Genomic DNA, 13,811 nt, shown 5'->3' on the forward strand with positions numbered 1-13,811 from the left:
CAATTAATAATTTAAATATTATTAATAACAACAAGCCCCATATTCCGACACAAATTGTTGCTTTTAATTTCAAATCATTTATATTACCTATAAATTTTATCCTTAATAACCAACCGACAAATAAGCGCAATAAACGTCTGTCGATCGATCCAAAATAAATATAAATAAAAAAAAACAGAAGTAATTGTATTATCGTTATTTTGTTGGAAAATCTTGTTATATAATTTAAACAATCGTTAATATTGTTTTTCACCGATCATTCCTCCAACAAGTCGATCTTCTCATAATAAATCGGCTTTTTATAAAAGTTTCCATATTTCGATATGTTTAAGCTGTGAATATGTTTTAGTAAGAAAAATCAACAGCTTGTATAATTATCCGTATTTTTCCCTTAATGTACAGTCAGCATTTTTTTCGGGCGTTGCGGGCTTCGCCCGCCGGCGCTTGCGCAATTCCGCTTTCGCTCCAGCCGCCTCGTATTCACTCCGGCGGCCGCTCCGCGTTGCTCCACCGCCTAACGCGGGGTGCCGGGCGCGCAGCACAAGAGAAATCGTTAATTGATAATCGGTAACTGATTACACATTGATTTCCGTGTCTGATTTGCTTGCGCCCTGTTCGAAACCGCTTAAATCGTTTATACTGTACCAATGTTCCGTTTGTATGTGGAAAGAAAGCGCGGTTTTCAAAATGAAGCCGAGAGGATCAAATCGGAAATCGTTCATTTTTTGCGGATTCCGAGCGTTACGGGCGTGCGGTACTTGAATCGCTACGATGTCGAAAATATTTCCGACGAAGAAGCGAAAGAGGCGGCGCATCGAATTTTTTCCGAACCGCAGAGCGATGAATGTATTTTCGATACGCTGCCGCTGCGTCCGGGCGAAACGGCGATCGCGTGGGAATACCTTCCCGGTCAATACGATCAACGCTCCGATTCCGCAGAGCAGTGTCTTTCGCTCTTGCGCGCAAGCCTTCCCGAAAAAAGCCGCGGTACGAAGCCGCCCCGTGTGCGGTGCGCAAAGGTCGTCCTCCTTTCAGGTGAGGTGAGCGCGCGCGACATCGAGCGCATTCAAAACTACCTTATCAATCCCGTCGATTCGCGCCTTGCAGGAGACGCCGTCCCCGACACGCTTGAATTGAAAGCGGCTCCTCCCTCAGACATTCCGTCCGTTGAGGGATTTATCGGCATGGACGAAAGCGAGCTCGCCTCTCTTCGAAAGCGTATGGCGCTTGCAATGGATGCGACCGACGTCGAATTCATGCAGGATTATTTTAAAAAGGAAGGACGCGATCCGACGGAAACTGAAATCCGCGTACTCGATACGTATTGGTCGGATCACTGCCGGCATACGACTTTCCTTACGGAATTGACGGACATTAGAATCGAAGACGGCGCATACGCTCCGCTTTTTACTTCATCGCTTAAAACCTATACCGATATGCGCGTCGACGTGTACGGAAAAGCGGAAAAACCCGTGACGCTCATGGACATGGCAGTCATCGGTGCAAAGTATTTGCGGAAGCACGGCAAACTCGACGATCTGGAAGCGTCCGAAGAAAACAATGCGTGTTCGCTGTTTATCGACGTGCATTATACGACGGACAAAGACGGCAAACCGCTCTCTCCCGATTCGCCGAGCGAAACGGAAAAGTGGCTGCTTTTATTTAAAAACGAAACGCACAATCATCCGACGGAGATCGAACCTTTCGGAGGAGCTGCGACGTGTATCGGAGGAGCGATCCGCGATCCGCTTTCGGGAAGAGCGTGGGTATACCAAGCGCTCCGCGTGACGGGAGCTGCCGATCCGACCGTGCCGATTTCCGAAACGATTCCCGGTAAACTTCCGCAGATGAAACTGTGCAGGGAAGCGGCTCAGGGATTTTCTTCGTACGGTAATCAAATAGGGCTTGCGACGGGGCAAGTCGCGGAATTGTATCATCCGGGCTATGGGGCAAAGCGCATGGAATGCGGGGCGGTCATAGCGGCTTCTCCCGCGGACTCCGTTGTCCGCGAAAGACCGGAAGCGGGCGACGTCGTCATTTTGCTCGGCGGCGGTACGGGACGCGACGGCATCGGAGGCGCTACGGGTTCGTCGAAAGTGCACACCAAAGAATCGGTGACGAGCGCGGGCGCGGAAGTGCAAAAAGGCAACGCCGTCGAGGAACGAAAGATACAGCGCCTTTTCCGCAATAAAAAAGTGAGCTTGATGATACGCCGTTCGAACGATTTCGGCGCAGGCGGCGTGTCCGTTGCGGTCGGAGAATTGGCGGCGGGGCTCGACATCGACCTCGATGCGGTGCCTAAAAAATACGACGGCTTAAACGGCACCGAGCTTGCGATTTCCGAATCGCAGGAACGCATGGCGGTCGTCGTACGCGAAAAGGATGTGCGCGCTTTTATCGACCTTGCGGCGAAGGAAAATCTCCGTGCGGTCGTCGTCGCAAAAGTGACCGGCACGAATCGCCTCGTCATGAGATGGAGAGGCAAAACGATCGTCGATCTTTCCCGCGATTTTCTCGACGCTGCCGGCGCTCCTCACAAAGCGCGTGCGTACATTGAAAACCCCGCGCTGCCCGAAACGTCGCCGCTTGTCCGCCCGCTCGAAACCGTTTCAAAAAAATTGCCCTCATCGCTTTCGGATGCGTGGCTTGCAAATATAAACGATTTGGCCTGCTGTTCCGAACGCGGCCTTTCCGAACGCTTCGACGGTTCCATCGGATCCGCAACCGTTTTATTTCCGTTCGGCGGAAAATATCAGCGTACGCCCGAAGCGGCTATGGCGGCAAAAATTCCCGTCGCCTCTCCGCGTGAAACTTCAACGGCGAGCATGATGTCTTTCGGCTTCGATCCCTTCGTCGGCGAATGGAGCGCATGGCACGGCGCCCAAACGGCGGTGCTTTCCTCTCTTGCAAAGATCGTGTGTATCGGCGGAAACGCCGCTTCGTGCCGCCTGTCGTTTCAAGAATACTTCGGCCGCGCCGTCGATGAAAAGACGTGGGGCTATCCTGCGGCGGCTTTGCTCGGCGCGCTCGACGCGCAAAAGAAGACGGGCTGTGCGTCGATCGGCGGAAAAGACAGCATGAGCGGCACCTTCGAAAATATAAACGTTCCGCACACGCTCGTGTCGTTCGCCGTAACGCACGATAAAGCTGGGCGAGTGACGAGCGGTTCGTTCAAAAAATCGGGGAGCGCGATCTATTTCGTCGGAACTCCCTATTCGCCGCTCCTTGCTCCCGATTTCACCGCATTTATGCAAAATGCCGCAATCCTCTATCGCTTGAACGCCGCGGGCGCCATACGCGCGATGTATCCCGTCGGGGCGGGCGGTATCGCGGAAGCCCTTACGAAGATGATGATGGGAAACGGTATCGGAGGACGCATCGATGCCGTGCCGCTTTCGTTTACGAGGGCGCACATACCGGGTGCGAAAGCGTCTTCGCTCGATCTCTTTACGCCGCAGTACGGTTCGATCATCTTCGAAGCTGTACCCGAAGCGGAAAGCGAAATCGATACGGCGGGTTTTGTTTCCGGTACGATTGTTAAAATCGGCGAGACGATACGCGAAAGTGAAATCGTTGTCGAAGACGAAAATGCGGGAATTCCGCACACGAAGATTTCGCTTTCGGATGCCGAAAAAGCGTGGGAATCGAAACTCTCAAAAGTATTTCCTCCCGTATCCGAAAGCCCCGCTCCGCCTGCGCTTCCCTCCTTTGCGCTTGCAGTACATCCTTCGCTTGCCGATTTGAGGAGCTGCGTTTCGCTCGGCAAAAAAAGCTTTGCCGCTCCGACAAAAAAAGTGCGCGTACTCATCCCCGTTTTTCCGGGAACGAACTGTGAATACGATATGGCTCGTGCATTCGCCGTCGCAGGAGCCGAAACGAAGATCGCAGTCTTTGCAAACAATACTCCCCGAGCCCTCGAAGAGTCGCTCGAAATGCTTGAGCGGGAATTGAGAGGCGCGCAGATTTTAGCGCTTGCCGGAGGATTTTCCGGAGGAGACGAGCCCGACGGTTCGGGTAAATTCATCGCAAACGTTTTGCGCGAGGGGCGCATCGCCGAACAAGTGATGCAGCTTATTAAAAAGCGGGACGGTCTCATCCTCGGCATCTGCAACGGTTTTCAAGCGCTCATCAAAACGGGGCTTGTGCCTTTCGGTGAGATCCGCACGATGACCGCCGATATGCCCACCCTCACGTTCAATACCGTCGGACGCCACATCTCTCGCATCGCCCGCACGCGCACGGTGAGCGCATTGAGTCCGTGGGCGCTCGATGCGTCGGTTATCGACGAGAGGGTACACTTGATTCCCGTTTCACACGGGGAAGGCCGCATCGTTGTTGCAGCATCGCTTGCGGAACAGCTTTTCGCTTCGGGACAAGTGTTTTCGCAATACGTCGATGCCCTCGGTGTGCCTGCCGTAGTCGAGCCGGACAATCCGAACGGCTCTCTTTTTGCGATCGAAGGGCTTACGAGTCCCGACGGCCGCGTACTCGGCAAAATGGGACACAGCGAGCGCACGATCGGCATCGACGGAGGAGGCGCTTCGCGCGACCTCATCAAAAACGTCGCAGGCGATCCGCTTGCAAACGAATATGAAACATCCTGCCAAAACATCTTTGCGGCGGGAGTGAGATATTTTAATAATTAATAATATGGAGTGTATGATGTTTAACAAAATTATAAAACCGATAATCGGCGCTTTGGCGATCGCAGTGTTTTTTACCGGCTGCTCCGCTTCCGCAAAAGCCGGCAAAAACGGCTGGTACGTCGATTACGATGAAGCAAAAAAAGCCGCGCAGAAAAAAAATAAAAATCTCCTCATCTTTTTTTCCGTGGTCGACAACGACGAGGAGAGCCGGACGCTCAAAGAAAAAGTGTTCGATACGAAAGAATTCGTTTCCACCCTTTCGAAGCGTTTTATCCTCGTCAATTTGGATTTTTCGGCCTCACTCTCCGGCGATGACGAAGATCAAAGCGAAAAAGGGAAAAAAGAGGCGGAAGAGCGGCAGCGGAAAATCGACTACATGGGGTACATCGCCTCTCTCTATAACGTCGATTCCATCCCTTCCGTTTTTCTTGCGACAAAAGAAGGCTACTGTGCGGCGAAGATTGAAGCTTCCGATGAAGATGCCGCCCCCGAAGCGTATATAAAGCTCATCGGAAGCAAATCGGCCGATCTCGATAAAATCAATACATTGGCTGATGCGGTGCGCGCAGCGTCGGGAGCCGAAAAAGTGCGCGCAATCGATGCGCTCACGGAAGCGACGGAGGATACGCGGCGCCTGCTTTTGGCCGATCTTTTCCGTACGGTTTCTTCCCTCGATCCCGAAAATGAAACGGAACTTGTCGGCAAATATATTTTACTCACGGCCGTCTCCGATGCGTCGACATTTTATATGCAGCGCGATTTCGCTTCCGCGATTCAAGCGCTCGCTTCGGCCGCAGAAGACAAGCGCCTCAGCGGACGCGAACGACAGCAGGCGTATTATTATGCGGGCGAATTTTTAATAACGAGCGGCAGTACCGATTATAAAGCCGTCTTCGATTATTTTCAAAAATCCTACGATGCCGATCCCGAAAGCGAATATGCGCCGCGCATAGCACGAATGCTTGTAAGCTTAAAGGAAGAGATCGAGCGGATTTCCGGTGACGGGAAGCAGCGATAAATTATGGAAAACGAACCTCCCGATAATCCTGCAACCGTCGTTTTACTGATAGCCGCGGCTGCCGTTTTAATAACGCTGTCCGCGCTCTTTTCGATTTCCGAAAGTTCGTTCCTCGGAATGAACAAACTCCGTCTCCGCATAAAACGCAAAAGCGGAGACAGGAGTGCGCTTCGGGCGGCAAAGCTCCTCGAAAAAAAAGACGTGCTCATCAATTCGCTTCTCGTCGCAAACGATCTCGTGAACATCCTCCTTTCCGCGATCCTTACCGCCGCCGCAATCGCGCTCTTCGGAAAAAACGGCGTCGGGATCGCAACGTTTACGACAACCGTTCTTTTATTGATTTTCGGAGAGATAACTCCCAAAGCGGTTTCAACGCGCCACCCCGATGTGTTCGCGTATGCGCTTTCGAAATTCGTCTCCGTCACCGTTTTTATCTTCAAACCGATTTCGATCGCGTTTACCGCCGCAGCTCACGTTATTCTGCATTTGTTCGGCGTGAGTACAAAAAAGCCCGACCGGTCGTATACCGAAGAAGAGATCAAAACCTTTATCGCCGTCGGTGCGGAAAGCGGCGCGCTCGAAAAAGACGAAAATGCGATCATGAACCGCGTTTTCAAATTCACCGATTTGGAAGCGCAGGATATCATGATCCCGCGTACGAAAATCGTCGCCGTATCCGATAAGGCAAGCTGGCGCGACATCATCGAAAAAGCCGAGCGATCGCGCTTTTCGCGCTTTCCCGTCTATCGTAAAGACATCGACGATATCGTCGGCGTCCTCTATATAAAAGATTTGCTCGCGTACAAAGAAAAGGCGGATGCGTTTTCCGTGCGGACCGTCATGCACGAACCGATTTTTATCCTCGGTACGAAAAAGATGTCGTCGGTGCAGGAAATGCTCCGCGAAAACCGTCAGTCCCTTGCGATCGTCGTTGACGAATATTCGGGTACCGACGGCATCATCACGCAGAGCGACATCGCCCGCGAAATTTTCGGCATAACCGATTCGAATGCGAGCGGACGCGGGCATTTGCCGCAGGTAAAAATCGAAGACACGTCCGACTTCGTAACCGGCGGCGATATGCTGCTGAGCGAAGCGCGGGAGCTGCTGCATGTTCCGTTTGCATCTGACATAAACGAAACGCTCGGCGGTTGGATCACCGAGAGGTTGGGGGATATGCCGCGCGCGGGAGACTGCATCGAATACGAAGGACTGCGTTTTACCGTGCTTTCGATAAAAGACCGGAGAATTAATAAAATTCACGTAAAGCGCATCGCAGGCGACGACGGAGAGGAATGATATGAACACCGTCGTCATATTAATAATTTTGATCGTGCTCGTCGCGCTTATCGGATTTTTTGCGGCATCGGAAACGGCGTACCTTTCCCTTTCGAAAATCAAATTGCGAGAACTCGTGCAGAGTAAAAAACGCTGTGCGAAAACGGCACTCGCTCTCCGAAACGATATGGACAGGCTGTTGACGCTCGTGCTCGTCGGAATCAATTTTTTCAATACCTTCGCCGCATCCCTTGCGACCGCGCTCGCCGTTTCGATCGTCGGTTCGAGCGGCGTCGGTATCGCCACACTCGTCATCACATCCCTCGTAACGATTTTCGGTGAGATCATTCCGAAGACGGCCGCCGTTTTACATCCCGACGCGACGGCGCTGCGCTTTGCACCGCTGTTGCGCGCGCTTGAAAAAATCTTTTTTCCGATCGTGTGGTTCTTTTCGCGGATTTCGCGCGGCACTTCGTTCATTGTCGGAAAATTTTGGAAGGACGACGAAGAGGATGTGACGGAAGAAGACATCAAAATGATGATCGCGGTCGCCGCGCGCGAAGGAACGCTCGAAGAAGGCGAAAGCAAAATGCTCGCGAAAATCTTTCAGTTCAGCGATCTGCGCGTCCACGATATCATGAAGCATCGCTCCCTCGTAAACGCCGTTTCCGCCGACAGCGATTATGCTCACATTTCCGACATCTTTTTGACGACAGGCTGTTCGCGCATTCCCGTTTTCGAACATACGCCCGATGCGATCGTCGGCGTGCTCGGATACAAATCGGTACTCTTCAGTTCCGAAAAAGAAACGAAACGGAGCGATTTTATCCGCCGGAAAATGTCACGTGCGCTCTTCGTCCCCGAAACCTTTACCGCCCTCGAAATGCTCGAAGATTTCAAAAAAGCGCACACGGATTTTGCCGTCGTGCTCGACGAGCAGGGCTGTACCGCAGGCATCGTTACGACGGACGATGTGATGCGCGTCGTGTTCGGACGCATGACCGATGAAAACCCGACATCCGATATAGCGCCGGAAGCACGGATTACGCTCGTCGGAAAATCGGAATACATCGTGCCCGGCGATATGAAACTCGACGATGTAAATGCGATTCTGAAACTCAACTTGGAGTCGGAGGATTTCAATACGCTCGGCGGCTGGCTTCTCGAAAAGTTCGGATACCTGCCTGCGGCAAGCGAAGCGTATATCGACGGGACGACGGCATACATCGTAGAAGATCAGGCAAGGCGCCGCATTTTATCGGTGCGCATAAAAAAAGGCGCCGGCCGAATTCAAAAAGCGAATCGATAAGTACAGCCGATCGAAATCTCACCCGTGCTGCGCGAAGCCCCGCCTTCGGCGTCTCCGGATTTGTGCCACGGACCTGTCGGACTGTTTGCATTGTACGTTGCGCCTCGTATACGGCGTGTCAGTGTCCACGAAAGAGAGAGCGACAGCGAAATATTTTTATTAAAAGAATAGACGGCTTCGGCTCCGAATCGATATGCGGAAAACCATCCGTGCAGGATGTCGGCAAAGTACGTACCGGATCCGCCGTAATGATGATCGAGCGCCTGTATATACACATACGGCGAAAGCGCAAACGAAAGCGCAAACGTAAATTTATTGTTAAAAACGGTATCGAGCGAAACGCCGAACCATGTATGCACTTCTTCGCGCGTATAATCGATTCCAAGCGGAACATAGGGCTTCGCGGCGGGATCGTCCCACGCAATGCCGGTATGGGTAAGCTCATCATAGCCTTCCCATGCGCGCCCGTCCTGCGCCTTGAAAGAGATGTACGTATAATCCACTCCGATAAAAGGGCGGATCGCAAAGGTATCCGCCATCCGGAACGCATACGATATTTGTCCGCCGAACGCATATGAAGATGCGATCGTATTTTTATGAACCGAATACGTGGTTTTTAAATCCGTCAGCGTTTTCCAATCGGAGTCTTCCATATCGCCCGATCGCATCGGAACGGCGCCGCGCGCGAATCCCCGAATCGAAAGCGCTTTCCGCGAAGCGCCGACGGCGCCTCCGAAGTACAGCGCGGGTTTTATATCCCAATCGAGTTCGCTGATTTTTTTATAATCGCCTAAAGCATCTTTTTTATAAACGTATTCGCCGATCGTACCGTATTCGACGGAAAAAAGCGGCGTGACGGAGATACTCCAATCTTTTGCAGAAAGATCTTGCGTGATCCGTACTAACAGAAAAATAATAATTAATAATTTTATTGTACGGCGATTAAACGGCAAGGGGATCGACCTTATACAGTTTTGCGAGCTGTTTGCGCGTCGCATCCATATCTTTCGGATACGGCGCACAAAACGTCATAGATTCGCCCGTTGCGGGGTGTATAATCGTCAGTTTGTACGCGTGCAGCGCGAGGCGGGCTAAAAGCGGGCGCTCTTCAAATACGTTGCCGTTCCACTTTTTTTTGAAATCGCTCAAGCGAACCGGCTTTTGATTGCCGCCGTACAGCGGATCGCAGACGATGTATAATCCGTGCGCCGCCAAGTGCGCTCTGATCTGGTGCGTGCGCCCCGTTTTCGGAACGGCTTCAAGCCATGCATATTGTCCGCAGACGCCGATAAGTCGAAAATCGGTGACGGAATATTTACCGCTTTTTTTATTGACGACAGTGCGATGCTTTGCGTCTCCGTCGGGAAGGAGCGCTTCGTCGGCGTGCAGCGTTTCCCACAAGGGACGTCCATAGACGAGACAGTGATAGATTTTTTCGACTTCTCTGCGTTCGAACTGAAGCGAGAGAGAACGATGCGCTTTTTCATTGCGCGCATACGCGATCGCGCCCGACGTATCTTTATCGATGCGGTGCACGGCAAAGAGTTTTCCGAACTCGCTTTCCGCTTCGATGTCGAGCCGCGGGGCAGCTTCGTCGTACCGGTCGGCGGCGATGAGCAGTCCGCTTTTTTTATTCAGTACGACGATATCGTCGTCCGCATAGAGCACCGTGTAAGGCGGTATTGCTTTCATAAAAACAGTATAGCAAAATGCTCGCGTGTATGAAAGGAGGACTGTAAGCAATGTTCGGTGAACGGCTGTCCCCTGTTTCCGCCGCAGCAGGTGCGGCGAGCCGTATTTGCTCACGTAAAAATCTAACCGAAAGCGCGCTTGCATTCCCTTCGTTTTTCAGCTATGATGATTCCACCGACGCGGCTGTAATATAGCGGTAGTATACGAGCTTCCCAAGCTTGGTGTAGGGGTTCAACTCCCCCCAGCCGCTGAAACTCCAAATTTATAATGCAGTTACCATTTAACAAAACAATATGTGGCAGCAAAATAATTGGGAGTTGAACCGCGGAGCGCGCGCGGCGCAGGTGCGCCGAAGAGCTTGTAAATCCGAGCAATGCGCAGGATTTACAAGCGTGTTGATAAAAGAAAAACGTTTGCAAACGTTTTTTCAACTTCAGACTTTTGGCGGCAGGAGGCCGCCGACAGCGCGCGAAGACGGCGTGGAAGGAGCGGACAGGAAGTCCGCGAGAGGAACGCTTCAACTCCCCCCAGCCGCTGAAACTCCAAATTTATAATGCAGTTACCATTTAACAAAACAATATTGTAGCGCTCAAAAATAATTATTAAAATGAGGTTTTTCTATGGCAATAATCGGCGCGTTTACGGTCCCGCATCCGCCTCTCATCGTACATGAAGTAGGGAAGGGCAGGGAAGATGAAATCGCGGCGACAATTACCGCGTATGTGCAGGTCGCAAAAAAAATCGCGAGCCTCAAGCCGGAAACGATCGTCGTCACGTCTCCGCACGCGCCACTTTACCGCGATTATTTTCATATATCGCCGGGTACCGAAGCCTTCGGTGATTTTTCCGATTTCGGTGCGCCGGAAGTGCGCTTTCACCTTTTTTACGATGCCGATTTTGTTAAGACGCTTTGCAGCGAAGCCGATAAAGCGGGTATCGCGGCGGGTACGAGAGGGGAAAAACGGGCGTCGCTCGACCACGGTACGGCGGTACCGCTGTATTTTATTAATAAATATTATACCGATTATAAACTCGTGCGCATCGGTCTTTCGGGGCAGTCGTATAAAGCGCATTATGCGCTCGGCGAATGTATTCGCCGAGCAGCAGAAAAAACGAAAAAGAAAATTGTCGTCGTCGCAAGCGGCGATCTGTCGCACGTGCTGAAATCTGACGGGCCTTACGGGTATCGCGCGGAGGGAGCGGTCTACGATGAGCGCATTATGGACGTTATGGGATGTGCCGATTTCGAAAAGCTTTTTTCGTTCAGCCCAGATTTTTGTGAAAACGCCGCCGAGTGCGGTCATCGTTCGTTTATCATTATGGCGGGCAGCCTCGACCGCACGGCAGTCCGAGCGGAAAAGCTTTCTTACGAAGGACCCTTCGGCGTCGGCTACGGGATCTGCGCATATGAAGTGACGGGGCGCGACGAAACGCGCAATTTTTTGGAGCGGTACGAAGCGGAGGAGAGGCGCTCTCTCGATGCGCGGGAAAAAAGCGAAGACGAATACGTCCGCCTCGCAAGGCTTGCGGTCGAAAACTATGTGCGAACAAAAGGCAGGCTTCGCATCGAAAGAGGCGCGGCTTTGTGCTCAAGCGGCTCCGAGCGTATGGAGCTTTCGGACGATTTGCTCGAAAACCGTGCGGGAGTTTTCGTGTCGCTGAAAAAAGACGGCATGCTCCGCGGCTGTATCGGAACGATCGTACCAGTACGGGAGAGCATTGCCCAAGAGATCGCGCACAATGCCGTAAGCGCCGCTTCTTCCGATCCGCGCTTTTCCGAAGTGACGGAAGACGAACTTTCATCTCTCGTCTACAGCGTCGACGTCCTTTCGAGTCCTGAAAAAATTTCGTCGAAAGAAGCGCTCGACGTAAAACGCTACGGCGTCATCGTGACAAAGGGAAATAGGCGCGGCTTGCTTTTGCCGAATCTCGAAACGGTAAACACGGTCGACGAACAGATCGAAATCGCGTGCAAAAAAGGCGGTATCGACAGAAGTGAAAATCCCGAACTCGAACGCTTTGAAGTCGTACGCCATTATTAAATTCCGGGTATTGCGATGGAACACGATGCAGATACAAAAATCGTTTCGCCGAGAAATCATACGACAGTCCTTACGGCGGACGACAGAAAATTATTAAAGCCGCTCATCCGCCGTGCGGCAGCCCCGCTTTCGAAAGATGAAATCGTCGATTCGATATTCAACGGCGACTTGCTCAAGACGATCGATTTTTTTCCGTCGGAATCGGTCGATCTCATGATAATCGATCCGCCGTACAATATCACGAAAAATTTCGGCGGCGTAAAATTCGCGTCTCGCGGAGATGAAGCGTATGCGGACTACCTTGCTTCGTGGTTTCCTCAAGTCGTGCGGCTGCTCAAAAAAAATGCGAGCGTTTATATTTGCGGCGATTGGAAGAGTGCGGCATCTTTGTACACGGCGGCAAGCGGTCTTTTGACGGTGCGAAACCGCATTACGTGGCAGAGGGAAAAGGGGCGGGGTGCGAAAGCGAATTGGAAAAATTGTTCGGAAGATATTTTTTTTGCGACGATAAGCGGTTATTATTATTTCGATGCGGATGCGGTCAAGCAAAAGCGGCGCGTTATAGCGCCCTACCGGAAAGACGGAAAACCGAAAGATTGGGAAGAGGGCGACGGCGGAAAATTCCGCTTGACGGGCGCGTCGAATTTTTGGGATGACATCACGGTGCCTTATTGGTCGATGAGCGAAAACACCGAGCATCCGACGCAAAAGCCGGAAAAGCTTATCGCAAAATTGATATTGGCGAGTTCGAAAAAAGGCTCGCTCGTCTTCGATCCTTTCCTGGGTTCGGGTACGACGGCCGTCGTCGCAAAAAAGCTCGGGCGCAGGTATTGCGGCATCGAAATCAACGAAGACTATTGCCTCCTTGCATTGAAGCGCCTTGAGCGGGCGGAGCGCGATACGTCGATTCAAGGGTATACGGACGGCGTGTTTTGGGAACGCAATACGGGAAGGGAGCAGGGAGAGCTTCGTGGAAAGAGATGAGGGCGAAATGCGTGTGACGTGCGACACGTGCTTTTACCGCTGCTCTCTCGCCGAAGGCCGAACGGGAAAATGCCGCGCCCGGATCAACAGCGGCGGAAACATCGTCCCGCTCAATTACGGACGACTCACCGCGCTCGCCCTCGATCCGATCGAAAAAAAGCCGCTGTATCGATTTTTTCCCGGAAGCATGATTTTGTCGGCGGGAAGTTTCGGCTGCAATATGCACTGCCCGTTTTGCCAAAATGCGGAGATTTCGCAAAGCGGCGGCGATATCGAAACGGCGTATGTTTCCCCCGAATCTCTTGCCGAAAAAGCTTTATCGCTTGCTCCTCGCGGCAATATCGGCGTCGCATACACGTACAACGAACCGCTCGTGTCGTGGGAATACGTGCGCGATGCGTCGCGCTGTGTACGCGCTCTCGATATGAAAAACGTCGTCGTCACAAACGGCTGCGTCAACAGCACTGTGATCGAAAAAGTGCTGCCGTACATCGATGCGATGAACATCGATCTGAAAGGATTTACGCGAGAGTGGTACGAAAGCTTGGGCGGCGATTTGGATGTCGTCAAAGATACGATTGTGCGCTCGGCGAAGAAGACGCACGTCGAAGTTACGACGCTCATCGTTCCCGGAAAAAACGACGATGAAAAAGAGATACGCTCGCTCGCGCTGTGGGTTTCGAAAATCGATAAAAAAATTCCGCTGCACATCACGCGCTTTTTCCCGCACTGGCGCATGCCGGATGCGGAGGCGACGCCGGTCGATACGGTGTACCGCGCGGTTTCCGCCGCGCGCGAATATCTCGAATACGTGTACCCGGGCAACTGCTGAACGTTCGCGG

General features: G+C 52.3%; 10 protein-coding genes and 1 tRNA gene. 8 read left to right on the top strand and 3 right to left on the bottom strand.

From position 1 onward, the window contains the following. A partial coding sequence (locus JSQ97_RS01240) for a hypothetical protein (RefSeq protein WP_205074378.1) occupies positions 1-253 on the bottom strand: 253 nt, incomplete at its 3' end. Between the two features lie 394 nt (positions 254-647). Between JSQ97_RS01240 and JSQ97_RS01245 the strand changes: the two genes are divergently transcribed. Genes JSQ97_RS01245 through JSQ97_RS01260 form a run of 4 tightly spaced genes read left to right on the top strand, consistent with a single transcriptional unit; the run spans position 648 to position 8,251 of the window. Further along, positions 648-4,646 (top strand): phosphoribosylformylglycinamidine synthase, encoded by a 3,999-nt coding sequence (locus JSQ97_RS01245; RefSeq protein ID WP_205074379.1) that lies wholly within the window; start codon positions 648-650, stop codon positions 4,644-4,646. Positions 4,647-4,659: 13 nt separating this feature from the next. Then, a complete protein-coding gene (locus tag JSQ97_RS01250; protein WP_205074380.1) occupies positions 4,660-5,664 on the top strand; it encodes a thioredoxin family protein in 1,005 nt (334 codons plus the stop codon). A 3-nt stretch (positions 5,665-5,667) separates the two neighbouring features. Further along, on the top strand, positions 5,668-6,963 hold the full coding sequence (locus tag JSQ97_RS01255; protein ID WP_205074381.1) for a hemolysin family protein: 1,296 nt from the start codon (positions 5,668-5,670) through the stop codon (positions 6,961-6,963). A gap of 1 nt (position 6,964) precedes the next feature. Then, positions 6,965-8,251, top strand: coding sequence for a hemolysin family protein (locus tag JSQ97_RS01260; RefSeq protein ID WP_205074382.1), 1,287 nt, complete (start codon positions 6,965-6,967; stop codon positions 8,249-8,251). On the opposite strand, the gene JSQ97_RS01265 is transcribed toward JSQ97_RS01260, so the two are convergent. Both JSQ97_RS01265 and JSQ97_RS01270 read right to left on the bottom strand, forming a co-directional pair. After that, positions 8,233-9,204, bottom strand: coding sequence for an omptin family outer membrane protease (locus JSQ97_RS01265; RefSeq protein ID WP_205074383.1), 972 nt, complete (start codon positions 9,202-9,204; stop codon positions 8,233-8,235). The genes JSQ97_RS01260 and JSQ97_RS01265 overlap by 19 nt on opposite strands. Then, on the bottom strand, positions 9,194-9,943 hold the full coding sequence (locus JSQ97_RS01270; protein WP_205074384.1) for an RluA family pseudouridine synthase: 750 nt from the start codon (positions 9,941-9,943) through the stop codon (positions 9,194-9,196). The genes JSQ97_RS01265 and JSQ97_RS01270 overlap by 11 nt, the downstream gene beginning before the upstream one ends. Positions 9,944-10,122: 179 nt before the next feature. Between JSQ97_RS01270 and JSQ97_RS01275 the strand changes: the two genes are divergently transcribed. The 4 genes from JSQ97_RS01275 (at position 10,123) to amrS (ending at position 13,801) form a co-directional block, all read left to right on the top strand. After that, positions 10,123-10,193, top strand: a tRNA-Gly gene (locus tag JSQ97_RS01275). A gap of 370 nt (positions 10,194-10,563) precedes the next feature. Further along, a complete protein-coding gene (gene amrA, locus JSQ97_RS01280; RefSeq protein WP_205074385.1) occupies positions 10,564-11,985 on the top strand; it encodes an AmmeMemoRadiSam system protein A in 1,422 nt (473 codons plus the stop codon). Between the two features lie 15 nt (positions 11,986-12,000). Then, complete coding sequence (locus JSQ97_RS01285) at positions 12,001-12,969, top strand: DNA-methyltransferase (protein WP_205074386.1); 969 nt, start codon at positions 12,001-12,003, stop codon at positions 12,967-12,969. Then, positions 12,956-13,801, top strand: a complete 846-nt coding sequence (gene amrS / locus JSQ97_RS01290) for an AmmeMemoRadiSam system radical SAM enzyme (RefSeq protein ID WP_370590016.1) — start codon at positions 12,956-12,958, stop codon at positions 13,799-13,801. The genes JSQ97_RS01285 and amrS overlap by 14 nt, the downstream gene beginning before the upstream one ends. The last annotated feature ends 10 nt before the right edge of the window (positions 13,802-13,811 follow it).

Source organism: Treponema sp. Marseille-Q4523, from assembly GCF_016901105.1.
In the GTDB taxonomy this organism is placed as follows: Bacteria; Spirochaetota; Spirochaetia; order Treponematales; family Treponemataceae; genus Treponema_D.